Source organism: Prochlorococcus sp. MIT 1201 (assembly GCF_047303415.1).
GTDB classification, from domain to species: Bacteria; Cyanobacteriota; Cyanobacteriia; order PCC-6307; family Cyanobiaceae; genus Prochlorococcus; species Prochlorococcus marinus_D.
Window position 1 is genome coordinate 2437338 of the sequence record NZ_CP138947.1, and the last position, 23894, is coordinate 2461231.

The window sequence follows — 23894 nt, forward strand, 5'->3', positions numbered from 1 at the left end:
TCCCTTGGCTTCAGAACATCAGCCGACTTCTAGCTCCTATTGCAGTACCTTCTCTGATCGGCACATTCATGGTTGTTCTCTGCTTTTTTGAGATCAATTGCTGCTGAACGGGCTTGCTCAGTTCAGCAGAGTGATCACAGTCTTAGTGGCTGCATGTTTGAAGTGTGGGCAGGCCATTGAGATTTGGCCTGAGCTTGTGGGTTGCAGGCCTCAGTTGTTGAAATCAGTCAATTTTTTGGTTCATTTGCTGCCAAGGCAAAGCCGGAGCAAGCCGATCAACGAAGACCGCGCTCTCTTACATACAGGAGTATTGCCCACATTGGCTTGGAGCCGTCAGCGCAACGGCAAGCCTTGGAGTCAGGTTTAAGGCTTGCTCAGCGATCAAGCCAGAATTGATTTTGATGTCTTGATGATTTTTTAGCTTTGATGGATTGGATGATCCTCAAAAGCAATAGACAGTAGAGAAAAATAAGCCCTATCAAGAGTTCAAGATGCTCTGTTCATCGAACAGAGATCAAAGTTTTTTTCTAGGTATCAAGAAAGATCTTCAAATTGGAGTTTCTGTTGACTATATGTATTGATAAGCCAAAAAGTGAATCAGCTCTTGGCGGAGGTAACCACGCTAGTGAAACTTTTTGGATCCATCACTGCCAGTTGGGCCAACATTTTCCGATTGATGCGTACGTCGGCTTTTTTTAGGCCACCAATCAGGCGGCTGTAGCTGACTCCATTGATCCGAGCGGCTGCATTAATGCGAGCAATCCAGAGACGACGAAAATCACGTTTGCGCCGCCGCCGATCGCGATAGGCATTGCAAAGAGCCTTCATGACCCGCTGATTGGCTGTGCGGAAGAGGCTTCCATTGCTGCCTTGAAAGCCGCGGGCTAGTCGAAGAATTTTGTTGCGGCGTTTGCGGGCAACGTTGCCTCTTTTGACGCGGGCCATGGTTTAAGAAATCAAGAAGGGAATGAAATCAGATCAGAGCTTGTATAAGACCTGTTAGTTGAGCTTGGTCTTTAGGCGTAAGGGAGCATCAGACGCACATTCTCCGCATCGCGTTCATCTACAACGGCTTTGGTGGCGAGATGGCGCTTTAATTTCGGGCTTTTGTGGTCCAGTAGGTGATTGCGAAATGCACGACGGCGCATGAATTTGCCAGTGACAGTTGCCTTGAACCGCTTGGCAGCAGCTTTGCGGGTCTTGAGCTTAGGCATCTCTGACGGTCTGCGCACAAACGACAACCATACGATCAAGACCTGCCAGAAGCCAAATTTCGCATGATGGGTGTTTGCCGAGGGGAAGCATTGGCCAAGACTTTTCATCGTTCGCTGATTCGCTCAAAGCGAGTCATGAGTGGCGCCCTGGTCTTGCTTGGTGTGTGCACGGTGGGCTGTGACGCCCAAGAGGTGATTTCACCAGTTGGTTCTGTTGGTATGCCTACTCATCAGGCGGTACAAGCTCCGCCGGTTCCTATATCAGGTAGGTCTTTGTTGTGGGTGGCTTTGCAGCCTTATTTGGGACAGGGCACGACGTCGAGTCGCTCAGCTCCATCATTACGTTTGATCAGTGCTGGGCATCAGCCCTTATTGCTCAAAGATGCGCGCGGTGATGTGCAGCGGGCTCCAGTTATCACAATCACCTGGCGGTTGGTAGCTCTCGAGGAGCCCCTCCAGTTGTCACGTCAGGTGGCTGGTCCATTCGCCAGTTTCGAGTCGGCGGAGCAGGTTGCATCGCAGTGGCGAGAGCTGGGCGTTGCGGCAGTGGTGGCTCATCCAAGCGAATGGGAAGTGTGGGCGCCGCAAGGGGTACAACCTCTCCCAGGAGTGGACATTCGTCATTGGCAGGGCATCGTCTCTACATCTGTGCAGCCTGTGATTCAGCGGGACAGTGGTGATCGCAGCTTGGTGGGTCCGATTCAGATTGATGCTCCGGATGGCCTCAGTTGGAAGGGTGGGGTGTATTTGGGGCCGTTTCAACTGCAGGTTGATGCCTACGGAAGCTGGACTTTGGTGGAACATGTCCCCCTGGAGCGGTATCTGGAAGGAGTGGTGCCCCATGAGATTGGAGCGGGCGCTCCATCAGCAGCATTAGCTGCTCAGACGGTGTTGGCTAGGACCTGGGCGCTTGCCAATAGCCATCGGTTTGCCCTTGATGGTTACCATCTGTGCAGTGACACTCAGTGCCAGGTTTACAGCGATCCAAGGCAGGCCAGTTTTGGAGTCCGCCAGGCGATTGTGAGCACTGCTGGCAAGGTGTTGAGCTGGAAGGAGCAACCGATCAATGCTGTGTATCACGCCAGCAATGGTGGTGTGATGGCCGCTGGTTCTGAAGCTTGGTCCATGGAGTCTGTTCCATACCTAAGGGCTCAGTTGGATGGATCCGTTGGATGGGTAGATCGATTCCTTTTGCCACTTACAGAACGAGTTGTCGTGAAGTCATTGCTGGATAATGCCGATGGTGCTTATGGCCAGGGTCATCCTCGTTTTCGTTGGACCCGTACTTTGACTGCTGAACAGTTGAAACAAGCTTTGCGTTTGGTGGCGCCTAGCTTGTCAATGCCCCAGCGATTGACTGTTCTTGAACGGGGTCCAAGTGGTCGGGTCTTGTCTTTGGAGATACGTGATGAAGGCCATCAGCCCCCTGTGGTGCTTCGATTAGACGATATTCGGCGTCATTTGCGTCAGTTGCCAAGCACTCTCTTCGTGGTTGAGGAAGTTGGTGTCGGAGTTTGGCAACTTTCTGGCGGTGGTTTTGGCCATGGGGCTGGGCTTTCACAAGCCGGAGCAGTTGATCTGGCCCGTCGGGGCTGGACAACTGAACAGATTCTTAGTCATTACTACCCAGGAACGACCTATGGACCTTTGCCTGAGATGAAGGATGCCCCTTAGAGTCACTGGACTTCGGGTCTATGCATGGCCGCCGCCGCTGTCATTGGGGATTATCGACGCGGTAAGACAGCCCTGTTTTTGATTGCTTGCGGTTGGGCTGGTGCCGCACCCCACCTTTGGTTGGAAGCAGGTAGAAGTCTTTTGCCTGCAATTACTCTGGCTTTTGTCTTGGGCGGGTATGGCCTGCGCACGGTTTTGCGCGATCGGCAGCACTCGTCTGCCAATGCCAATGAAATAGGGCTTGAGCCCTCTGCTGAGTATGTCTGGCCCAGCGTTGATGTTTTGGTCGCTGCCAGGGATGAGGAAGCTGTGGTTGATCGGTTGGTGGAACGTCTTGCCGGTCTGAACTATCCCAAGGGCAAGCTGTCTACTTGGATTATTGATGATGGTAGTCAGGACCGAACGCCAGCTCTACTGGATGAGTTGCAGCAGCAGTTTCCTTCTTTAAACGTGATTCATCGTCCTTCTGGAGCAGGCGGCGGAAAGTCTGGAGCTCTTAATGCAGCACTCCAGCAGCTTCAGGGGGAATGGCTTTTGATTCTTGATGCTGATGCTCAGTTGCAGGATGACCTGCTTCAGCGTCTGGTGTTATTTGCCCAACAGGGTGGGTGGTCTGCTGTGCAGTTGCGTAAGGCGGTGATCAACTCTCAGCACAATCTGCTCACCAGGGTTCAGGCGATGGAGATGGCTATGGATGCCTTGATTCAACAAGGACGCTTAGCTGGGGGAGGCGTGGTTGAGCTGCGTGGAAATGGCCAGTTGATTCAACGCTCCACGCTGGAGGCTTGTGGGGGATTCAATGAAAATACGGTCACAGATGATCTTGATCTGAGTTTCCGTTTACTTACAGCTGGAGCTTTGGTCGGGATTGTCTGGAACCCTCCAGTGCAGGAGGAGGCAGTGGAGAGCTTGTCAGCTCTTTGGAGACAACGGCAACGTTGGGCCGAGGGTGGATTGCAGCGATTTTTTGACTACTGGCCAGTCTTGATGTCCAGCAAGTTAACTCTGGCTCAGCGTCGTGATTTGGCTTGTTTTTTCCTCCTTCAATACGCCCTCCCAGTGGTGTCTTTCGCTGATTTGTTCACCACATTGTTGACACGCACTATCCCAACCTATTGGCCCCTTTCGATCGTGGCCTTCAGCATTTCAGGGATGGCTTACTGGCGCGGTTGTAGGAGCATCAGTGATGGGCCTGCTTTGCCATCACCAACCCCGTGGAATCTTGTGGTGGCGATTACTTATTTGTCTCACTGGTTTGTGGTCATCCCTTGGGTCACAGTACGGATGGCACTGTTCCCGAAGAGTTTGGTGTGGGCAAAGACCAGTCATCATGGCCAACAGCCTGTTCAGGTTTGAATGTTTAAAGGTCCACGTCCAGCACTTTGCCGTTGAAGAAGTCAGCTAGGCGCTTTGCTTTGCTGTCGATGGGTTCTAAAGAGGAAGTGGGCTGAGTCGTAGGAGAATCCTCCTCTAGAGGCTTTTGCTGGTCTGGGATGGCGGCGCTTGTTGCAGGATCTGGGGAATAAGCGTCTGTAGATCTGGATTGAACTCGTGGTGGTGGTGATGGTTCAGCAGTGGAAGCGGATGTGTTTGTTGTTGGTGCCGCACCCGTTTTTTGTGGGATGGGAGTTTGTGTGGCACTTCCGCTTTGGCTTTCGAGAACAAGCTGTCTGGAATTTCCCAGGGCTTTTGCAATTGCTTGTTCCAGGAGGGTTGCACGGCTTTGCACCATTCCCATCCAGTTGCCGGCGACTTGAACCACGGCGCGATGGTCATCAAGGCGCACTAGCTGGGCTTGCTGAGAGAGCAACATGCGTGTGGAAGGTAACTCCAAACTGCCAAGTATTTGTTGCCATAACTCCTGCAGATTGCTGTTAGGGGTGATCTGGGCTGGAGCTGGGGATGGATTGGGTTCTGCGTTTGGGGTGATTGCTGAGACTTGATCGTCGGTCGTTGTTGATCCAGAAGGGGGTTGTTGGATTTGTGTTGTCGGGGTCAATGCCTTGGTAGTGATCGCCTGCGTAGTTGGGGTTATTGGTTGAGCTGTCTTTGCTATTGGCACTGCGGTTACAGCTTCACTGGAAGGTGGATCGGCCAGCAGACCCAGCAGAAGCACTTCAAGCCAGAGACGGGGTTGAACGCTGTGACGCAGCTGATTTTCGCTTCCTTTGAGTTGGACCTGCCATTGCAAAAGCTGATGACGACCTATTTGGCTGGCTAGGGGCGGCAATTGATTGCGGAATTGTGGAGAAACACTTGTGAGTTCAGGGCGATCGGGTGCGGCAGTCATGAGCACCAAATCTCGCAACACCGCTGCCAGCCCTTGCAGAAGTGCACCTGGATCACGGCCTCGATTCAGCAGGTTTCGGCAGGTTTCCAATAAGCTGAGTGGATCTGCTTGGGCCAAGGCTGCGGCTAGTTTCAGCAGCTCTTGCTCAGGCACGGCTCCCATCAACTCCCATACAGCTTCTGCTTTGATTGGCCCTGGAAGCAGGCTGAGCTGATCAAGCAGGCTTTCCGCATCTCGAAGTCCTCCCTGGGCTCGCTGGGCTACTACATGCAGGGCTTCGGGCTCAATCGGAATGGCTTCACGAGTGGCGATCATCTCTAGGTGTTGTTCAAGGGCTTCCAGTGGAATCCGCCTGAAATCAAAACGCTGACAACGGCTGAGGATGGTCGGCAGCACTCGCTGTGGATCGGTCGTTGCTAGTACGAACACCACCCGTGGTGGTGGTTCTTCAAGGGTCTTCAGTAGGGCATTGAAGGCGGCGGTCGAGAGCATGTGGCATTCGTCCACCACATACACCTTCCAGCGGGCTTGTACCGGGGCAAAGCGGGAGCGTTCGATCAGTTCGCGAATGTTGTCTACGCCGGTGTTGGAGGCGGCGTCGATTTCGATCACGTCTAGTGCTGTGCCAGCGGCAATGCTTTTGCAGAGCTCACAGTTTCCGCATGGCTCGGGTGTTGGCTGGTCGCAGTTCAAGCAGTTGAGTGATCGGGCCAGGATGCGAGCACTGGAGGTTTTACCAGTGCCTCGTGGACCGCTGAATAGATAGGCCGGTGCGATCCGGCTGCTGCGCAAGGCATGACTGAGGGTCGCGGCGATCGCGTCCTGTCCCACCAGGGCATCGAAGCGTTGTGGTCGATATTTGTGATGCAGCGGCTGGTAGGCCGGGCTCATGCGCTGCTGGCGGGATGTTGAGGTTACTCAGGCTTGGCTTTTGGCTCGTCGAGCAATGCAGTGATGCGGGCTTCTAGATCTTCTATTGTTGCTAGTTCATCGGCAAGGGTCTGACCTTTTAACAGCAAAGAACGGCTGCGGGAGTTGCGGTGATCGATCAAGTTGTTGTCAGGTTCACCATGAAGCCATCCCTCTGCTTGCTCAAGTGTTGCTTCAAGTTTGTTGAGTAAGTTCACGCGCAGACTTTTCAGTTGAGCTACTGCTTGCCTTGCACGTTCCCGCGAGGTTTCATCCACCAATCCTCGCCGAAGGAGTAGTGATAATCCTGTCAGTAGGGCAGCAGGGATGATTTGCCCCAGTGCCAGCGCTCCTAGGCTGCTGGTTTGCATCCAGTCCTCGACTTGGCTGCTGCGATGTCGCCCGGTTTTGCACCAGTTGGCAAAGTGCTCACAATTATTGAAAAGTAAGTTGTAGCGCTGCTCTCCAATGCGACTCATCGCTCGTCTCAGGGTCACTCCTGAGGGAGAGGCCTGGGTGTGATTCACCACGTTCACAGGTGCACCGCGCGAGAAGTCTTCAAGGGAGCTGCGCAGGATTGATCGACCTTCTAGATAGTGGGCCACGCTGCCATCTCCAAGATCAATTCCGTGATGCAAAAAAAGTCCGTGCTGGCGGGGCACCCTTAGGTGGTCAGCCGTCGCCACTGGATCAGGCTGATTCCTGATGCGATCGCTCGTCGTTGGCTGGTAGAGGCAGCACCTTGCCGCCGGTATGTTCATCAACCATCGTGCGGGTCACGGTGAATTTCTTTACGTTCTTCTTGGAGGGAAGGTCGTACATCAAATCAAGCATTAACTCTTCGATAATGCCTCGTAGTGCTCGGGCCCCTGTCTTGCGCCGATGTGCTTCCTGGGCGATAGCTTCTACGGCATCTGATTCAAACTCAAGCTGCACGTTGTCCATGCTCAGCAGGGTGCTGAATTGCTTAATCAGTGCATCACGAGGTTCCGTGAGTATCGATTCGAGTGCTTGTGAATCCAGTGGTTCAAGCACTGCACTCACGGGAATCCGGCCAATGAATTCAGGGATCAAGCCATAACGCACGAGGTCGTCGGCTTCAAGGTGGTGAAGCACCTGTGAGGCCTGTAGATCACGATTGGCCCGGCTGCGCCCTCGACCATCGCTGGGCATAAAGCCAATGGCATTACGGCCTAGTCGCCGTTGCACCACATCTTCGAGGCCAATGAAGGCACCACCGCAGATGAAGAGGATCTGGCTGGTGTCGATTTGGATGCAGTCTTGATAGGGGTGTTTACGCCCTCCTTGCGGTGGCACGTTGGCGACTGTGCCTTCGAGCATCTTTAGCAGGGCTTGCTGTACTCCTTCACCGGATACGTCGCGAGTAATGGAGGGGTTTTCACTTTTTCGGGCGATCTTATCGATCTCATCAACGTAAATGATGCCCCGCTGGGCATGCTCCACGTCCATGTCGGCCTTTTGCAATAGCCGCAGCAAAATGTTTTCGACATCCTCGCCCACGTAGCCGGCTTCGGTCAGTGTGGTTGCATCAGCAACGGCGAAGGGCACGTCCAGGAGTTCGGCCAGGGTCTGGGCTAATAGGGTTTTGCCACAGCCTGTTGGACCGATGAGCAGGATGTTTGACTTGTGGAGCCTGGTTGCAGAGAGATCGGTTTCGCCTTGGCCGTCACCTTGCCAAGCCAGGCGTTTGTAGTGGTTATAGACGGCGACTGAAAGGACTTTTTTGGCAGCTTCTTGCCCCACCACTTGCTTATCTAGGAAGTTTTTGATCTGCTGAGGTTTGGGGATGGTGGCGAGTGTGGGTGCTGGCTTTCCACTTTTATGGGCAGCATTTGCAGACTTGCGGTTGGACTCGCTGCTATGACGTGGGTTGCCTTGGCTATCGACAAGTTCTTCATCCAGGATCTCGGTGCAGAGATCGATGCATTCGTCGCAGATGTAGACACCTGGCCCGGCAATCAATTTGCGTACTTGGTCCTGAGACTTGCCGCAGAAAGAGCACTTTAGATGGGCGTCGAATTTGGCCATCGGGTTGTGATCACTTCAAACGGGCAGACAGGATCTGACGAATGTTGGCCAGCCTGAACGCTCAGGATCGTGTCAGATCAGGGTTGCGTCACCCTTCCGTAACGATTCCACCGCCTGTGAGGCTATCCACAACCCGATCGATCAGTCCGTATTCAACCGCTTTTGCTGGAGAAAGGAAGTGGTCGCGGTCAGTGTCTTCAGCGATTTTGTTGAGGGGTTGGCCAGTGTGCTCGGCTAGAAGGCCGTTGAGGGTTTCTTTTAAGAAGAGGATCTCCTTGGCCTGGATTTCGATGTCTACTGCTTGGCCCTGGGCACCACCCAGGGGCTGATGAATCATGATCCGTGCATTGGGTAGTGCCAGTCGCTTGCCTTTGGTACCTCCGCAGAGAAGGAAAGCCCCCATGCTGGCAGCAAGGCCATAACAGATGGTCACGACGTCTGGAGCGACCTGCTGCATGGTGTCATAGATAGCCAAACCAGCGGTCACTGAACCACCTGGGGAGTTGATATAGATCTGGATGTCCTTTTCGGGATCTTCGGCTTCAAGGAAGAGCATCTGAGCGACGAGGGCATCTGCCACTTGATCGTCGACACCAGTGCCAAGAAAAATGATTCGCTCACGTAGTAAGCGCGAGTAAATGTCGAATGCCCGTTCTCCTCGGCCCGACTGTTCCACCACTGTGGGCAGGATCCCTGGGGATGAGACAGGACGAATGCCTTGCCAGCGATTGTGGATGGGGTGGTAGCAGCAGGAATCGATCACTCGCTTGGGCTTTAGGGGAGCACTTCTATCAATCTATTGGTGCCATTCAGGACTTGGTTTTGTCCGAGGCAGGTTTTTCAGTCTTGGCTTTGCTGGTCTTGGTTTTTGTGGATTTAGTTTTGCTGCCTTTGGATTTTGCAGCGGGCTTAATGGTTTTAGCCTCGCTTTCAAGCACCTTTTCGGTAATCGTGCTGTTGTCTTCGAGCCAGTCCAGCAATTTGTCTTTGAGTAAATCGTCGCTAACAGCTTGACGCAACCTTGCCGGGTCAATATCGCGTTCGCCAGAAAGCTCGCGGCTTACTTCCTTGACCTTGGCGCTGATTTCACTCTCTTCTATTTTGAGATCTTCGCTTTCAGCTAGTGCAGTTAGGGCAAGACTGCGCCGTAGGCGCTCTTCGGCTTCTGGGCGTGATGATTCCATCAAGGAACGCACAAGCTCTGGGGTGAACATGGATTTCACGTCCATTCCCTGTTGAGCGAATTGACTGGCAGTTTGTTCAACAAGGTTGCGAATCTCTTGCTGCACAAGGGTGTTTGGTAGATCTACTTCCAGCTGCTCAGTCAATGCTTCCAGCAGTGCGTCATGACGATTGCTGCGATCACGACGCTTTGCGTCTTCCTGAAGACGTTGTTCTAGATCGTTGCGAAGTTCCTCAAGAGTTGCTTTGTCACTGGACTGCTGGGCGAAGGCATCGTCAAGATCAGGTAACTCGCGGGTTTTGAGCTCTTTGAGGTTGATTACAAAGCTTGCTTTACGGCCGCGAGCATCTTCTTTCGAGTAATCGTCTGGGAAGTGGCAATCAACAGTTTTCTCATCGCCCAAGTTCATACCGATAATCCCTTCCACGAAGCCGGGGATCATTTGTCCATCTTCAAGATCGACATCCATGGAGTCACTACTTCCGCCTTCGATTGAGCTGCCGTCGTCGTCGTAGGTGCCGCTGAAACTAACCACAGCGATATCGCCGATTGCTGCTGGGCGACTTTCGACGGGTACAAGGGTGGCTAGTTGTTTGCGGGATTGTTCGATCAATTCATCGACCTTGCTGGGATCGAAAGTCACCACTTCTGCTTCGGCTTGTAGCCCTTTGGTGGTTTTAAGTTTTGGGGTTGGGGTGACGTCTGTCTCAAGGGTGAGGGTCAGTGCCTCGCTGGGCTGAAAGCTTTCAAGAAGAGCGTCAAAGCCGCCACTGAGTTCGGGTTCGCAAAGTGGCTCGATTGATTCTTGTTCGAGGACTTCACGCCAGACAGCATCAACGAGCGATTCTAAGGCTGTTGCACGGATTCTTACCAGGCCGATCTGTTGCAGCAGAACGGCACGCGGAACCTTCCCCTTGCGGAAGCCTGGAAGATTGATGGTGCGGCTTAAGCGGGTGACAGCGGCCTCATAGTTGGCCTGGCAGCGCTCTGCTGGTACCGCTACTTCGACAGCAAGCCGACTATTGGGTTTCTGCGTGGTTTTGACCTCTAGTGCTGTGGCACTCATGGACGGATGACTGCGAGCAGAAGACCACCCTAAGAAAGCGCCAGTTCATCTCTCAACACGTATTGTGGTCTCAACGTCTTGCATGATTGGCTGTAGGGCTTTATCTCAGCTGGGTTCAATTTTTTATTGAGATCGAACCCCTGAACTCAGTCAATACCCTGATCTCACCGCTTGCTTCCCATATCGTTTTTCCCCGATCGTCCCCTCACAGTTGCTGTGCTTGGTGCCAGTGGCGCAGTGGGTCAGGAGCTGCTGCAGCTGCTGCAGGAACGCTCGTTTCCCATTGGTGAGTTGCGCTTATTGGCATCTGCGCGTTCTGCGGGCCATGTTCAACCTTGGAATGGCTCCAGCCTCGTCGTTCAGGAGGTGAGCGAAGCTGCTTTTGAGGGGGTTGATTTGGTGCTCGCCTCAGCTGGTGGATCCGTATCGCGTCAGTGGCGGCAGGTGATCAACTCAGCCGGTGCGCTGATGATTGACAACTCCAGTGCCTTCAGGATGGATGCTGACGTGCCACTCGTGGTGCCAGAGGTCAATCCTGAGGCGGTTGCAGAGCATCAGGGGGTGATTGCAAATCCGAATTGCACCACGATTTTGTTAACTCTGGTGCTAGCACCTTTGGCTGAAAGACGTGCTTTGCGTCGCGTTGTTGTCAGCACCTATCAGTCGGCGAGTGGTGCAGGTGCACGCGCTATGGAGGAGCTCAAGCAGCTCACTCAGGTGGTTTTAGCGGGCGACACGCCTTGTAGTGAAGTGCTTCCTCATTCCCTTGCCTTCAACTTGTTCCTGCACAACTCTCCATTGATGGCCAATAGCTATTGCGAGGAGGAAATGAAGATGGTCAATGAAACGCGCAAAATTATGGGCCTTCCTGATTTGCGTTTTACCGCAACTTGTGTTCGGGTGCCTGTACTTAGAGCCCATTCGGAGGCTGTGAATATTGAGTTTGACGAGCCTTTTCCAGTGGAAGAAGCTCGCCAATTGCTGAAGGTGGCAGCGGGGATCGAGTTAATCGAAGATTTTGAGCAGAATCGCTTTCCAATGCCTACCGATGTCACTGATCGCGATCCGGTTGCGGTGGGTCGTATTCGGCAGGACATCAGTGATCCCAATGCTCTCGAGCTTTGGCTATGCGGGGATCAGATCCGTAAAGGTGCCGCTCTAAATGCGATCCAAATTGCAGAATTGTTGTTGTCGTCATCATGAGCTCTGCTGCTGAGTTGTCTCCAACTCCTTTTGGCCGTTTGCTGACGGCCATGGTCACACCTTTTGACGCTGATGGATGCGTTGATCTGGCTTTGGCTGGTCGTCTTGCTCGCTATCTCGTGGATGAGGGATCTGATGGGCTGGTTGTCTGCGGCACGACTGGGGAATCGCCCACTTTGAGCTGGCAGGAGCAGCATCAATTGCTTGGGGTGGTCCGTCAGGCAGTGGGGCCAGGCGTGAAGGTTCTTGCCGGTACTGGTAGCAATAGCACCGCTGAGGCGATAGAAGCCACCACTCAGGCAGCTGCGGTGGGTGCTGATGGGGCATTGGTGGTTGTTCCTTATTACAACAAGCCTCCGCAGGAAGGTCTTGAAGCCCATTTCAGGGCTATTGCCCAGGCTGCCCCTGAGTTGCCGCTGATGCTCTACAACATTCCTGGGCGGACTGGCTGTTCGCTTGCTCCAGCAACAGTTGCAAGGTTGATGGAATGTCCGAATGTGGTGAGTTTCAAAGCCGCCAGTGGCACCACGGATGAGGTGACGCAGTTGAGGTTGCAGTGTGGTTCAAAACTGGCTGTTTACAGCGGCGACGATGGCTTGCTTTTGCCCATGATGTCGGTCGGGGCTGTTGGGGTGGTGAGTGTCGCAAGTCACCTTGTAGGTCGTCGGCTTAAGGCGATGATTGAGGCCTATCTCAATGGTCAGGGTGCTCTTGCCCTCAGTTATCACGAGCAGTTGCAACCTTTGTTCAAGGCTCTATTTGTCACCACCAATCCGATTCCTGTTAAAGCAGCCCTCGAACTCAGCGGTTGGCCGGTCGGATCCCCCCGCCTCCCTTTGCTTCCACTTGATCCCGTGATGCGAGATGCTCTTTCAAACACCTTGACTGCCTTGTGTCAGACCTGACGCCACGGCTGTTTCCCACATTGATTGCTTGACGCTTTAGCTTTTTGCCATGAGCGCTCGCTTCATTTCGGTCCCCAAATAGTTTTCGTACGCTTTTGTCATGACGTCTAGTTCCACCATTTCCAGATCCACCTCTTCTAGAGACGGTAAAGCCAAAGAGCCCTGCTTACGAGTGATTCCCCTTGGTGGGCTCCATGAGATTGGCAAGAACACCTGCGTGTTCGAGTACGGCGACGACATCATGATGGTGGATGCTGGCCTGGCATTTCCCAGTGATGGAATGCATGGCGTCAATGTGGTGATGCCAGATACCAGTTATCTACGCGAGAACCAAAAGCGCATCCGCGGCATGATCGTGACCCATGGTCATGAAGATCATATTGGTGGGATTCCTCATCACCTCAAGCACTTCAATATTCCAGTCATCTATGGCCCGCGTCTGGCCATGTCAATGCTCCAGGGCAAGATGGAAGAGGCTGGTGTTACAGATCGCACCACGATCCAGACCGTGAGTCCACGGGATGTTGTCAAGGTTGGACAACATTTTTCGGTGGAATTTATCCGCAATACCCACTCGATGGCAGATAGCTTTTCGCTTGCCATCACCACTCCTGTTGGCTCGGTGATCTTCACAGGAGACTTCAAGTTTGACCATACTCCTGTGGATGGTGAAAATTTTGATATGGCTCGCCTTGCACATCACGGCGAGCAAGGTGTTTTGTGTTTGTTCAGTGATTCAACCAATGCTGAGGTGCCTGGCTTCTGTCCACCTGAGCGATCGGTATTTCCTGCTTTAGATCGCCATATTTCTCAAGCTGATGGCCGAGTGATTATCACAACTTTTGCGAGCTCTATTCACCGCGTTTCTATGATTTTGGAGCTGGCTATAAAGAACGGACGCAAAGTTGGCTTGCTTGGGCGATCGATGCTCAATGTGATCGCTAAGGCGCGTGAACTTGGCTATATGCGTGCTCCTGATGATCTGTTCGTACCGATCAAACAGATTCGTGATATGCCTGATCGTGAGACTCTGTTGTTGATGACAGGGAGTCAGGGCGAGCCGTTGGCTGCTTTAAGTCGCATCTCACGCGGTGAGCATCAACATGTGCAGGTCAAGAACTCTGACACGATTATCTTTTCGGCGAGTCCGATTCCGGGTAATACGATCTCAGTTGTTAATACCATCGACCGCTTGATGATGCTTGGAGCCAAGGTGGTCTATGGCAAGGGAGAGGGTATCCATGTGTCTGGGCATGGCTTCCAGGAGGATCACAAGTTGATGCTGGCTTTAACAAAGCCAAAGTTTTTTGTGCCTGTACATGGTGAGCATCGCATGCTTATTTGCCACAGTAAGACTGCGCAGTCGATGGGTATAGCAAGCGAAAATATTTTGATTCTTGATAATGGTGATGTCGTTCAACTTTCAGCTGATTCGATTAGTAAAGGAGACTCAGTAAAAGCAGGAATTGAACTTCTTGATGCTTCTCGCAATGGCATTGTTGATGCTCGTGTTTTGAAAGAGCGCCAGCAACTTGCTGAAGATGGTGTTGTCACTGTGCTGGCTGCAATCAGTACCGATGGAGTGATGGTTGCACCGCCAAGAGTGAACTTGCGAGGTGTGGTGACCGCTGCTGACCCCCGCAAGATGTCGCTTTGGACTGAACGGGAAATAAGCTGGGTGCTGGAAAACCGCTGGAAGCAGTTTTCTCGTCAAACAGATGGCAAAACTCCTGAAGTCGATTGGATGGGTTTGCAGCGAGAAGTGGAAGTGGGCTTGGGTCGTCGAATGCGTCGTGAGTTGCAAGTTGAGCCCTTGCTTCTGTGCTTAGTTCAGCCTGCACCAGGCGGAACGCCAGCTTATAAGGGTATGGCTGATGCTGAACCTGAGGATCGATCGGTGACCCGCATTCGTGGTGATCGTGATCTGGCTAGTAACGGACGCCGAACTCCAGCTGCGGCTCCTGTCAAGGTTGCGGCAGCTGTGTCAGCAACTTCGACTACGAAGAAGGTTTCTGAACAAGCCAATGTCAAGACTCAATCTGAACCTGATTCAGCTGAGGTGCCTTCCGGTCGCACGCGCCGTCGCCGCTCAGCGGTGGCTTAAGACCATCCAGAAGTTTTTGAGGCGAACTGTCAGCGTTCTGATGTTCGCTTCTTTGACTGCAATTGACTTGTCTCCTGTTTGGAAAGGCCAGCGCAAGGGGGCATGGTCACGCGCAACAATGAATTATTGAGGAGCTCATTGGTTGATGCTTCTGAGATGGTCGTTGGGATCGCTCTTGCTTGCTTGAAAGTGTCCTGTTTTACTTGTGTGATTGGGTTTGTTTCTGATTTCGCTGTTGGCCTTATTTCGGTTTCTGTATTGAGATCTGATTTTATTTCCATGGCTTTCGTTGTTGCTGATGGTTCTTGTTTCGCATGAACCTTTTGTTGAAGGTTAGTCTGTTGTGAGTAGTTTTTCTGCTTAGATATCTGTTCAGGCTTCATGCTTTCTGCAATGAGTGTTGATTCCATTTTGGCTGTAGACTTAGAATAATCTACTTCTGTCGCTGCAGTTTGGGCGGCTGGATATAGAAAGGGATCACGAATCAGATCAGGCAGAGACTCTGAAAGTTCATTGCTCAATTTTCTTATCTCTTGTTGATTTGCCTGCTGATCTGATTGAGGATGCTTAGCTTTGTTGGCCTCGTTAATGTTTGGGGCCTTTGTAGATAGGAAGGGATCGTTAATCAGGCTCTGCCGTGGTTCTATGACTTCAGCTTTTAGAGCCATTGGCTTGCGTTTTGCGGATTGTTTAGGGTTAGGGCTTTGAGGATGTTCTTCTTTATCTGCAGGCTCCCGTTGCAATTCGCCTTGGCATCGTTTTAGGCCTTGTTCGGCGAGTTCTTTCAAAGTGTCTTGTGGTTGGCTATCTAGAACCAGGTTGTAGTGGTGTTGGGCTTGCTGGATATCGTTCATTCCGTAGAGCAGGATGTTGCCCATTAGTAGAGCCACAAACGCCCGCCAGGCCAGCATTGCTTCTTGCTCAGGTCCTTTCTGCTGCAGCTCTAGTTGGCCTAGCAGGCGTTCACAGATTGATTGCGCTGCTTCGTAATTTTCTGCCCCATAGGCCTTCTCGGCGGCCAGGTACTGCTGTTGGAAGTCACCGTCCACCGGAGTCATTCGTGATGTTCTAGTTGTACCGAGTTTCGCTGCCATTGGACTTTCCAGCCCTGCGCGAGGTTTAGAGATCCAGGTGGTTTTCCGGGGCCAATGCTTTGGCTGATCTGTTCAAGTTGGACTGCTGGCAGGCTTGGTGCTCCTGATCGCTTGAGCCAATAGGCCAAAAGAGTTGTTCTTGCTGTGATCGGTAGTTGGGCAAGGTCCTTACGACAGAGGCCGTTTTGCTTGCTGAGGTTGTTTAGAGCCAGCATGGCGATGGCTTGCTGGTCCGCATGGTGATGGTTGAGCCTTTCGGCGAGAGCGGCCATGCGCAAGCTGCAGCCAGGATGGAGAGATTCCAGTACTGGTAGAACTTCTTGGCGGACTCGGTTGCGGCTGAAGTCTGGATTGGAATTGGCAGGATCAAGCCAAATAGGTAAGCCCAGCTCGCTGCAAATCAAGGCGGTGTCCTTACGCGAGAACCCCAGCAAAGGGCGTATGAGCTGTACGTTTTTGTGAGGATGGTCTTTGCTGATGGGCCTGCATTGGCGCATGCTGCTCAGTCCCGCGAGGTCGGTACCTCGGGCAAGGTTGAGTAGCAAGGTTTCAGCTCGATCAGAACTGGTGTGGCCTGTGAGCACATACCGGCATGGATGGTTTGGGTTGTTGGTTGACAAACGTTCTGCATGAAGCGTCAGTTGTTCATATCGCCAATGTCGCGCTGTGGCTTCGTTGTTGGTTTGTCCAGGTTTGGCTTGATCAGACCAGAAGCTCAAGTTGTGTGATTCACACCAATTCTTGAGTTCAGTTGCGATCGTTGCTGATTGTTTATGCCAGTTGTGGTCGCCATGCCACACCTCTAAAGACCAGCCATGTTTGCGTTGCAGATCGATCAATAGACCAAGCATGGCCATTGAATCTTGACCGCCGGACACGGCGATCAAGAGTGAGGCTTCTGCTGGCAGTAGATCTGGATTCGCTAGCAGTTTGTGATGGAGACGCGCGTGCCAGGCGCTCCAGGGCAGTTGCGCTGAGCTGGATGAGGCCATGGCGCAGTGGTCATTCAGCTGAGGCCAGTTTGCCGTGCAGGAGCCTGGCAAATGGGAGTATGGAGCTATAGATCGTTGATGAAATGACCCGTCTCGCTCAGTTGCCAACACACTTGCGTCAGCGTCTCGAGCAGCGCTCGGCCCTCAAGGTGATCGCTGGTTTGATGAATTTCGAGGCCCTCTCGGTGGCGCAGGTGGCGCGGGCTGCTGGCCACGGTGGCGCTGATCTGATTGATGTGGCTTGTGATCCAGAGCTGGTGCAACTGGCGATCCGGGAATCCGCTGGAGCTCCGGTTTGTGTGTCAGCGGTGGACCCTGAGCTGTTCCCTGCAGCTGTTGCAGCTGGTGCTGTCATGGTGGAAATTGGAAATTTCGATGCTTTTTATCCTCAGGGCCGGATCTTTGGTGCCGCCGAAGTCTTGGAGCTGACTCGTTTAACCAGGGTGTTGTTGCCTGAGGTGGTCTTGAGTGTGACCGTGCCCCATGTGTTGCCGATGGATCAGCAGGAGCAACTGGCAGTGGATCTGGTTGCTGCCGGTGCCGATCTGATTCAGACGGAGGGCGGCACGAGCGCTAAACCATTTAGCGCTGGAAGTCTCGGCTTGATTGAGAAAGCTGCTCCAACTTTGGCTGCTGCACACAGCATTTTTAGCGCACTGAAGGCTGCTGATCGGGTAGTTCCTGTGCTTTGTGCTTCTGGTTTATCGGCAGTGACGGTGCCCATGGCTATTGCTGCTGGTGCTGCTGGTGTCGGTGTTGGATCGGCGGTGAACCGTCTCAATGATGAGCTGGCAATGATTGCTGTTGTGCGGGGCTTGCGTGAAGCTCTCAGTACGCCCAAATCTGCAGTAATTCACTAGCGTTAATTACTGTCTAGTCAGCTGCTTTGCGTAGGTTGTTTTAAATGCTGGAATCGCTCGGCTGGTTGCTGCAATGGCCCATTCGGGCCCTCATTTTGTTGTTGGTTGCTGCGTTTCCCCTTGGCATTGAGATGGCCAATTTCAGCACAGCATTTTGGTCGGCGGTGATGATTGGCCTATTGGGTACGTTGTTGATTGTGCCTCTCAAGTTGCTGTTGGCTCCATTCTGGGCAATTACGTCCTTGGGGGGGCTGATCTGGCCAGTGTCGTTTTTGTTCAACTGGTTGATCACGGTCCTTTTATTTGCTCTGGCAGCCTGGCTGATTAATGGTTTTCGGCTCAAGAACGGTTTGCTTAGTGCCATCTGCGGCGCTGTCTTTTACAGCGTTGTGAGCACGATCGTGTTGCGATCTCTTGGCATCGCTGATGTTGAGTTCACGCGAGCTGCTTTGCTTTCAGCCTGAGAGTTCAAGGCATTGTTTAGCAGGTCATCAGCGTTGGAGAAAGTCTGGGATAGCCCGTTCATGGCATCTGCTCATAAGCTAAGCGGCTGCCCGTTACGGCCCTAATGCCGAAGTATCACCTCAAGGCGCCCTATAGCCCGAAAGGGGATCAGCCCACTGCGATTGCTCGGCTGGTGGAGGGGGTCAATCAGGGCCAGCGTTATCAGACGCTTTTAGGAGCGACCGGTACGGGTAAGACATTCACGATTGCCAATTTGATTGCTCAGACTGGCCGACCGGCTCTTGTCTTGGCTCATAACAAGACGCTTGCTGCTCAACTTTGCAATGAGTTTAGGGAGTTTTTTCCTGATAATTCTGTTGAATATTTTATTTCTTACTATGATTATTATCAACCCGAGGCTTACGTGCCTGTTAGTGATACGTATATAGCCAAGACATCTTCGATTAATGAAGAAATTGATATGCTGCGCCATTCAGCAACGCGCTCGTTATTTGAGCGAAATGATGTCATTGTAGTAGCTTCAATCAGCTGCATTTACGGCCTAGGAATCCCAAGTGAATATCTAAAAGCTGCTGTCAAGTTTAAAGTTGGTGAAACACTCAATATCCGCAGTGCATTACGGGAGTTGGTTGAGAACCAATATAGCCGTAATGATATTGACATTACGCGGGGTCGCTTTCGCGTGAGAGGGGATGTTTTGGAGATTGGGCCTGCTTATGAAGATCGGCTAGTACGGATTGAGCTTTTTGGTGATGAGGTAGAGGCAATCCGTTATCTGGACCCAACAACAGGTGAGATTTTGCAAAGCTTGGAAGCCATTAATATTTATCCGGCCAAGCATTTTGTGACTCCTAAAGAGCGACTTAATGTTGCAGTTCAAGCGATTCGTGATGAGCTGCGTGGGCGTTTGCAGTTTCTCAATGAACAAGGCAAGCTTTTGGAAGCGCAGCGTTTGGAGCAACGCACTACCTACGACTTGGAGATGTTACGGGAGGTTGGTTATTGTAATGGCGTTGAAAATTATGCCCGTCATCTGGCTGGCCGTTCTGCGGGAACGCCTCCTGAATGTTTGATTGACTATTTCCCTGAGGATTGGTTACTGGTTGTGGATGAAAGTCATGTGACCTGTTCTCAGCTTAAGGCGATGTACAACGGCGATCAAGCTCGTAAGAAAGTTTTGATTGAGCATGGTTTTCGATTGCCTAGTGCTGCTGATAATCGCCCTCTCAAGAGTGAGGAATTCTGGAGGAAGGCTAGGCAAACTGTATTTGTTAGTGCGACGCCGGGTGATTGGGAGCTGAAGCAGAGTGATGGTCATTTGGCTGAACAGGTGATTCGGCCCACAGGGGTTCTTGATCCCTTGGTGGAAGTGCGACCGACGCAAGGCCAGGTCGACGACTTGTTGGCAGAAATCCGTATCAGAGCAGAGAAGCAGGAGAGAGTGTTAATCACCACGCTGACCAAACGTATGGCGGAAGACCTTACAGATTATCTAGCGGAGAATGATGTGCGCGTTCGTTATTTACACTCGGAGATCCATTCAATCGAGCGGATTGAGATTATTCAGGATTTGAGATTAGGCGAATATGATGTTCTTGTTGGTGTCAATCTTCTCCGAGAAGGTTTGGATCTTCCGGAGGTGTCATTAGTGGTCATTCTTGATGCTGATAAGGAAGGTTTCTTGCGAGCGGAGCGGTCGTTGATTCAGACCATTGGTCGTGCGGCAAGGCATGTGGATGGGATGGCACTTCTTTATGCAGACAACTTGACAGATTCGATGGCAAGAGCGATTAGTGAAACTGAGCGAAGACGCGAGATTCAAAAGGCTTACAACGAACTGAATGGCATCGTGCCAAGGCCAGCGGGTAAGAGAGCGAGTAATTCGATCCTCTCGTTTCTCGAGTTATCAAGGCGCTTACAGACAGATGGTAAAGATGCTGACTTGGTTCAGATTACTGGGCGGGCTGTTGATGCGCTTGATTCAGATCAGGATGCTGGCTTAGCCCTTGATGCTTTACCTGAGTTGATTGATCAGCTCGAAACAAAGATGAAAGAAGCTGCCAAGAACCTTGATTTTGAGGAAGCAGCAAGCCTGCGCGATCGCATCAAGAAGTTCAGGCAGAAGTTGGTTGGTAAGGCTTAAGCGATTGTCATGGCTTTGTTGATCTCTTTGTGGGGGCAGAAATACCCATTATTTGGTCACAAGGGGGACCTTTTTGCTTTGCACTTCTTTTTTGTTACAAATTGCGCAGCATAAGGATATATTGTTGGCCTAAATTTTTTCTATATTGGTAATCTCATAAAGTAAAAATTTTTTCGAATCCAAATTTAATTGTTATGGCAATTATCGATTTTAGTGCTGGTGGCCGCTCATGCAAATTTGTTACCGATAAGAAAAATGCAATAGGAGCGGCATCGCACGCTAAAGAATTGGGTGGCTATATAGTAAATCTTGAAACAACGGCCGAATCTTCTGCCGTTTATGATGCGATTACAGGGCTTAATTGCTACAGGCCAGGTTAATCCATCAGACAGTACGGCTGCAGATGGAGGTGCTGGTTCATATGCATGGCTTGGTGGAACTGACAATGTTTGGTCTGGATGGCCTGGTGCTGCTGAGGGCTCTTGGCGTTGGAAATATTCAGGAACTGCTCTTTCCACTACCCGTAGTGACTGGGGGAGAGGGACGTTGGGGAGCGAGCCAGATAATAATGGAGATCAACATTATCTGGCATTGGGTTTGACAAACTGGCCAGCGGGAAGTTCTGCGGGCAATGGTTTTGGTGATGCAGGTCAATGGAACGATATAGGTCGGGACAATGTCTTGTTCTATGTAGTTGAAATGACCCCGCTTGCTTGATATCTATTTGAATAATTAATATTTTTCCATCCTCCGCTTTGGCGGGGGATGGAAGCTAATGTAAGTTGAGAAATAATTCGATTTGATGGCGTTCTGATGAATAAATTGTGTCGCAAAACTTACGAGCTATTTTGCGATTGAAGGTTTGGTTTTCCGCCAAGCCCAAATCCTTGATGCACTGATTGCAGCGCCTTGACCCCATCGGGTTCAGCCACCACGCAACTTGTGCGGATTTCACTGGTGGCGATCATGGCGATATTGATCTTTGCATCTGCGAGAGCTCGGAACATCCGCCCTGCTGTACCTGCGGTGGCGGGCATGCCTGCACCCACTGCGCTCACCCGGGCGATTGCAGGACCGTCTTCCAGATTGGCTCCTGGCCATTGCGCAAGTAAGGGGGCAAGAGTCTTATTGGCTTGCTCTCGCTCATCGCGCTTGAGGGTGAAGCTGATATCCCGGCTTCCATCGTCATGTTGTCGCTCCGATTGCACGATCGCATCGAGGCTGATTCCTGCCTCTGCCATCGCTGAACAAAGAGCTGCTGCTGTCCCAGGCCGATTCGGCACGCCTCGCACACTCAGCTGGGCCTGACCTTGATCGAGTGCGACCCCTCGCACCTCTGGTTCACCTTTGCCGTTGCCCAAAGGATTGATGCGTACTTGGCTGTCGCTCAGTTCAAAGGCTGTGCTGACTGCACGCAGGGCTTTGCTGCCTAGCGTTGCATCGATGACGCAGCTAACTTTCACCTCACTGGTGGCGATCAGCCGTAGGTTGATTCCTGCCCGAGAGATCGTGTCGAAAAGGCTTGCAGCGATACCGGGGCGTCCCATAATTCCTGCTCCGCTGATGCTTAGCTTGCTCATTCCGGCTTCAGCTGAGAGTTGACCACCGACGTTTTTAAGCAGCCCTTCGCAAAGTGAGTGGGCTTTAGCTAAGTCGGCTTCGGCCACTGTGAAGGCAATGTCATTGCTGTTGCCTTCATGGGTTGATTGGATGATTAGGTCCACATTCACGCCATCGCTAGAGAGGTTCTCAAAAAGTGTGGCTGCGACACCCGGTTGATCTGGCACGTGAGAGAGGGCGATTACCGCTTGACCTTCGGCAAGTTCAACGCCATCCACAGGCCGACCAAGCTCTAGACCTTCTCGACCGATGGGGCGCTTTGATTTGCTTGTGAGCTTGGTTCCGGCTTCGTTGCTCCAGCTAGAACGCACGACCAGGGCGACTCCAAAGTTGCGGGCGATCTCGACTGCACGAGGGTGCAACACGGAGGCGCCCAGACTGGCCAGCTCAAGCATCTCGTCGCAACTCACTTCTTGCATCAGTTGGGCATCGCTGACCTGACGTGGATCACTTGTGAGCACTCCTGGTACATCGGTGTAGATCTCGCAGGCATCTGCTCCTAGGGCGGCTGCTATGGCAACTGCAGATGTATCTGAACCACCGCGGCCGAGGGTGGTGATCTCTGCGGTGCCAACGCTGCTCAGGCTTGTGCCCTGGAAGCCTGCTACGACTACCACCTTGCCAGTGCTCAATAGGGATTGCAGGCGCTCAGTGCGGACGTCTAGGATTCGAGCGCGGCCATAGGCAGACTCTGTCACGATGCCCACTTGTGCTCCAGTCATCGAAATGGCTGGTATACCCAGTTCATGCAGTGCCATTGAAAGCAAGGAGATCGAAACCTGTTCTCCGGTGGCTAGAAGCATGTCCATTTCCCGTTGAGGGGGATTGCCGCTGATCACTTTCGCTAGGGCTGTGAGCTCATCAGTGGTTTGGCCCATAGCGGATACCACAATCACCAGGTCGTGGCCGAGATCTTTGCTGGTCGCAATCCGCTCAGCGACGGCTTGGATGCGCTCGACGTTGCCGACGGATGATCCGCCGAATTTTTGCACCAGCAACGCCATCCATGCCTTTGACACACGTTCTGATTATTTCAGCGTGTCGTCACTGGATTAGGGAGTGCTGAGTAACCCGTCGCGGAAGGCATCAGTAGGGATTGCACCTCGCTTGAGGGCGGCTTCTACTTCAAGCAAGCGACTGAGCAGGGTGAGGAATCGCTGCGGTGGCCGGCCCTGTAGCTGTTTGCGCATCACGTAGATCCGCTTGGGGTTGCCAATGCCTGCTGCTTTGGCAATCACGTTCACATCTCGTTCCCCTTGCTGCTCCAGCAAACTCACCCAAAGCCACCCTCTGATTTGGCCTGTCAAGGTGGCCACGATGCGAAGTGCTGGCTCACCGGCATCAAGGAGTGCATCAAGACGGGCGATCGCTTCTCCGGCATGGCCTGCCAAGAGTGAATCTCCAACCTGTAGTGCATTGGTGGCCATTCCTTTAATCAGCGCGGCTACGTTTTCGGCTTTAATCAAAGTTGGTGATTGATTAGCAGTTGCGCTTTCTTGGCGAATGTCGGCATGGAGAGCCAGTTTTTGCAGCTCTGCGGTGAGTCGCGTACTGTCATTGCCGATGGCTTCCACCAGCGCTGTAGTGGCTTCAGGCTCCAGCTGCAGACCTAAGTCGCGGGCGGTGCGTTCCACCAGCTCCTGCTGACCGGCACCATCCCAGATCGCCGGCAGCAGAAAGCTTTTTTCGCTGGCTTGCTTCAACTTCACAAGCTTTTGTAAGGCCTTCGTTGTTCGCAGTCGGCCGTCTGGTTTGTTGGCGTTGCATAGCACCAGGTGGCTGGTTTCTGGAATTAGATCCAGCACGTCTTCGAAACGATTGGCAAGTTCGCTAGGGCAAGCGTTGCAGAACGGACTGCGCTGTAACAGCACAAGTCGTCCGCCACTTCCGAAGGGTGGTGTGCGTGCTTCTGCCAAGGCTTGGCTGGCTTGCCCAGCATCAGCTCCATCGAGGCGGCTGAGGTTGATGCTGCTCCATGCTTGATCGACAACATCGCCGATCAGAGTCTCGATGGCGTGGTCTCGGGCGGCGGCATCATCGCCCCAGATGAGATGGATCGGCATTGCAGCGGCAGACCGAAGATCGTTAACTGATGATGCTTGATGTCTATCTGGCTTAAGGCA

21 protein-coding genes are annotated in these 23894 nt (G+C 52.5%); 10 read left to right on the plus strand and 11 right to left on the minus strand.

The annotated features are described in order from the left end of the window. Positions 1 to 97: 97 nt before the first annotated feature. Positions 98 to 367: a hypothetical protein gene (locus SIB41_RS11795; protein ID WP_413359176.1), complete on the plus strand. Its 270-nt coding sequence runs from the start codon at positions 98 to 100 to the stop codon at positions 365 to 367. Between the two features lie 230 nt (positions 368 to 597). Here SIB41_RS11795 and rplT read toward each other — a convergent pair whose 3' ends face one another. Both rplT and rpmI read right to left on the minus strand, forming a co-directional pair. Continuing rightward, positions 598 to 945: a 50S ribosomal protein L20 gene (gene rplT / locus SIB41_RS11800; protein WP_011129434.1), complete on the minus strand. Its 348-nt coding sequence runs from the start codon at positions 943 to 945 to the stop codon at positions 598 to 600. 71 nt (positions 946 to 1016) lie between these two features. Beyond that, positions 1017 to 1214 (minus strand): 50S ribosomal protein L35, encoded by a 198-nt coding sequence (gene rpmI, locus SIB41_RS11805; RefSeq protein WP_011129435.1) that lies wholly within the window; start codon positions 1212 to 1214, stop codon positions 1017 to 1019. A gap of 135 nt (positions 1215 to 1349) precedes the next feature. Here rpmI and SIB41_RS11810 point away from each other — a divergent pair, with 135 nt between their 5' ends. Both SIB41_RS11810 and SIB41_RS11815 read left to right on the plus strand, forming a co-directional pair. Then, positions 1350 to 2888, plus strand: a complete 1539-nt coding sequence (locus tag SIB41_RS11810; protein WP_413359177.1) for a SpoIID/LytB domain-containing protein — start codon at positions 1350 to 1352, stop codon at positions 2886 to 2888. A 24-nt stretch (positions 2889 to 2912) separates the two neighbouring features. Beyond that, a complete protein-coding gene (locus SIB41_RS11815) occupies positions 2913 to 4244 on the plus strand; it encodes a glycosyltransferase (protein WP_413359179.1) in 1332 nt (443 codons plus the stop codon). Between the two features lie 4 nt (positions 4245 to 4248). Here the strand turns inward: SIB41_RS11815 and SIB41_RS11820 are convergent, their stop codons facing one another. From SIB41_RS11820 to tig, 5 genes are all read right to left on the minus strand, one after another. Then, complete coding sequence (locus SIB41_RS11820; protein ID WP_413359181.1) at positions 4249 to 6069, minus strand: DNA polymerase III subunit gamma/tau; 1821 nt, start codon at positions 6067 to 6069, stop codon at positions 4249 to 4251. 23 nt (positions 6070 to 6092) lie between these two features. Continuing rightward, a complete protein-coding gene (locus SIB41_RS11825) occupies positions 6093 to 6773 on the minus strand; it encodes a lecithin retinol acyltransferase family protein (protein WP_413359183.1) in 681 nt (226 codons plus the stop codon). A gap of 4 nt (positions 6774 to 6777) precedes the next feature. Beyond that, positions 6778 to 8136, minus strand: coding sequence for an ATP-dependent protease ATP-binding subunit ClpX (gene clpX, locus SIB41_RS11830; protein WP_063420809.1), 1359 nt, complete (start codon positions 8134 to 8136; stop codon positions 6778 to 6780). Between the two features lie 88 nt (positions 8137 to 8224). Beyond that, positions 8225 to 8899 (minus strand): ATP-dependent Clp endopeptidase proteolytic subunit ClpP, encoded by a 675-nt coding sequence (gene clpP / locus SIB41_RS11835; RefSeq protein ID WP_063396507.1) that lies wholly within the window; start codon positions 8897 to 8899, stop codon positions 8225 to 8227. A gap of 46 nt (positions 8900 to 8945) precedes the next feature. Beyond that, a complete protein-coding gene (gene tig, locus SIB41_RS11840) occupies positions 8946 to 10385 on the minus strand; it encodes a trigger factor (RefSeq protein WP_413359186.1) in 1440 nt (479 codons plus the stop codon). A 171-nt stretch (positions 10386 to 10556) separates the two neighbouring features. Between tig and SIB41_RS11845 the strand changes: the two genes are divergently transcribed. The 3 genes from SIB41_RS11845 (at position 10557) to SIB41_RS11855 (ending at position 14597) form a co-directional block, all read left to right on the plus strand. Further along, positions 10557 to 11588, plus strand: coding sequence for an aspartate-semialdehyde dehydrogenase (locus SIB41_RS11845; RefSeq protein WP_413359188.1), 1032 nt, complete (start codon positions 10557 to 10559; stop codon positions 11586 to 11588). Next, a complete protein-coding gene (dapA, locus tag SIB41_RS11850; protein WP_413359190.1) occupies positions 11585 to 12493 on the plus strand; it encodes a 4-hydroxy-tetrahydrodipicolinate synthase in 909 nt (302 codons plus the stop codon). The genes SIB41_RS11845 and dapA overlap by 4 nt, the downstream gene beginning before the upstream one ends. A 100-nt stretch (positions 12494 to 12593) precedes the next feature. After that, entirely contained in the window at positions 12594 to 14597 is a 2004-nt protein-coding gene (locus tag SIB41_RS11855) for a ribonuclease J (RefSeq protein ID WP_063420813.1), read from the plus strand. Between the two features lie 29 nt (positions 14598 to 14626). On the opposite strand, the gene SIB41_RS11860 is transcribed toward SIB41_RS11855, so the two are convergent. Together SIB41_RS11860 and tilS are read right to left on the minus strand one after the other, a co-directional pair. After that, positions 14627 to 15655, minus strand: coding sequence for a hypothetical protein (locus tag SIB41_RS11860; protein ID WP_413359191.1), 1029 nt, complete (start codon positions 15653 to 15655; stop codon positions 14627 to 14629). After that, positions 15652 to 16683 (minus strand): tRNA lysidine(34) synthetase TilS, encoded by a 1032-nt coding sequence (gene tilS / locus SIB41_RS11865; RefSeq protein ID WP_413359194.1) that lies wholly within the window; start codon positions 16681 to 16683, stop codon positions 15652 to 15654. The genes SIB41_RS11860 and tilS overlap by 4 nt, the downstream gene beginning before the upstream one ends. An 83-nt stretch (positions 16684 to 16766) precedes the next feature. On the opposite strand from tilS, the gene SIB41_RS11870 reads away from it, so the two are divergent. The 4 genes from SIB41_RS11870 to SIB41_RS11885 all read left to right on the plus strand — a co-directional run bounded on the left by SIB41_RS11870 (position 16767) and on the right by SIB41_RS11885 (position 20868). Further along, entirely contained in the window at positions 16767 to 17543 is a 777-nt protein-coding gene (locus tag SIB41_RS11870; RefSeq protein ID WP_413359196.1) for a DUF561 domain-containing protein, read from the plus strand. A 44-nt stretch (positions 17544 to 17587) separates the two neighbouring features. After that, the gene (locus SIB41_RS11875) at positions 17588 to 18007 is read left to right on the plus strand and encodes a phage holin family protein (RefSeq protein ID WP_413359199.1); all 420 of its coding nucleotides are present in this window, start codon (positions 17588 to 17590) and stop codon (positions 18005 to 18007) included. Positions 18008 to 18111: 104 nt separating this feature from the next. Continuing rightward, positions 18112 to 20151, plus strand: a complete 2040-nt coding sequence (gene uvrB, locus SIB41_RS11880) for an excinuclease ABC subunit UvrB (RefSeq protein ID WP_413359201.1) — start codon at positions 18112 to 18114, stop codon at positions 20149 to 20151. 339 nt (positions 20152 to 20490) lie between these two features. Further along, the gene (locus SIB41_RS11885) at positions 20491 to 20868 is read left to right on the plus strand and encodes a hypothetical protein (protein ID WP_413359202.1); all 378 of its coding nucleotides are present in this window, start codon (positions 20491 to 20493) and stop codon (positions 20866 to 20868) included. Between the two features lie 119 nt (positions 20869 to 20987). Here SIB41_RS11885 and SIB41_RS11890 read toward each other — a convergent pair whose 3' ends face one another. Together SIB41_RS11890 and holA are read right to left on the minus strand one after the other, a co-directional pair. After that, a complete protein-coding gene (locus SIB41_RS11890; RefSeq protein WP_413361551.1) occupies positions 20988 to 22775 on the minus strand; it encodes an aspartate kinase in 1788 nt (595 codons plus the stop codon). 48 nt (positions 22776 to 22823) lie between these two features. Next, a complete protein-coding gene (gene holA, locus SIB41_RS11895) occupies positions 22824 to 23834 on the minus strand; it encodes a DNA polymerase III subunit delta (RefSeq protein WP_413359205.1) in 1011 nt (336 codons plus the stop codon). Between the last annotated feature and the right edge of the window lie 60 nt (positions 23835 to 23894).

Coding starts and splice junctions, on each gene's coding strand:
- SIB41_RS11820 (WP_413359181.1), bottom strand. CDS start 6,069: ATGAGCCCGGCCTACCAGCCGCTGCATCACAAATATCGACCACAACGC.
- clpX (WP_063420809.1), bottom strand. CDS start 8,136: ATGGCCAAATTCGACGCCCATCTAAAGTGCTCTTTCTGCGGCAAGTCT.
- SIB41_RS11815 (WP_413359179.1), top strand. CDS start 2,913: ATGGCCGCCGCCGCTGTCATTGGGGATTATCGACGCGGTAAGACAGCC.
- holA (WP_413359205.1), bottom strand. CDS start 23,834: ATGCCGATCCATCTCATCTGGGGCGATGATGCCGCCGCCCGAGACCAC.
- SIB41_RS11855 (WP_063420813.1), top strand. CDS start 12,594: ATGACGTCTAGTTCCACCATTTCCAGATCCACCTCTTCTAGAGACGGT.
- SIB41_RS11870 (WP_413359196.1), top strand. CDS start 16,767: ATGACCCGTCTCGCTCAGTTGCCAACACACTTGCGTCAGCGTCTCGAG.
- SIB41_RS11860 (WP_413359191.1), bottom strand. CDS start 15,655: ATGACTCCGGTGGACGGTGACTTCCAACAGCAGTACCTGGCCGCCGAG.
- SIB41_RS11810 (WP_413359177.1), top strand. CDS start 1,350: ATGAGTGGCGCCCTGGTCTTGCTTGGTGTGTGCACGGTGGGCTGTGAC.
- tilS (WP_413359194.1), bottom strand. CDS start 16,683: ATGGCCTCATCCAGCTCAGCGCAACTGCCCTGGAGCGCCTGGCACGCG.
- SIB41_RS11885 (WP_413359202.1), top strand. CDS start 20,491: ATGATGCGATTACAGGGCTTAATTGCTACAGGCCAGGTTAATCCATCA.
- SIB41_RS11890 (WP_413361551.1), bottom strand. CDS start 22,775: ATGGCGTTGCTGGTGCAAAAATTCGGCGGATCATCCGTCGGCAACGTC.
- tig (WP_413359186.1), bottom strand. CDS start 10,385: ATGAGTGCCACAGCACTAGAGGTCAAAACCACGCAGAAACCCAATAGT.
- rpmI (WP_011129435.1), bottom strand. CDS start 1,214: ATGCCTAAGCTCAAGACCCGCAAAGCTGCTGCCAAGCGGTTCAAGGCA.
- dapA (WP_413359190.1), top strand. CDS start 11,585: ATGAGCTCTGCTGCTGAGTTGTCTCCAACTCCTTTTGGCCGTTTGCTG.
- SIB41_RS11875 (WP_413359199.1), top strand. CDS start 17,588: ATGCTGGAATCGCTCGGCTGGTTGCTGCAATGGCCCATTCGGGCCCTC.
- rplT (WP_011129434.1), bottom strand. CDS start 945: ATGGCCCGCGTCAAAAGAGGCAACGTTGCCCGCAAACGCCGCAACAAA.
- uvrB (WP_413359201.1), top strand. CDS start 18,112: ATGCCGAAGTATCACCTCAAGGCGCCCTATAGCCCGAAAGGGGATCAG.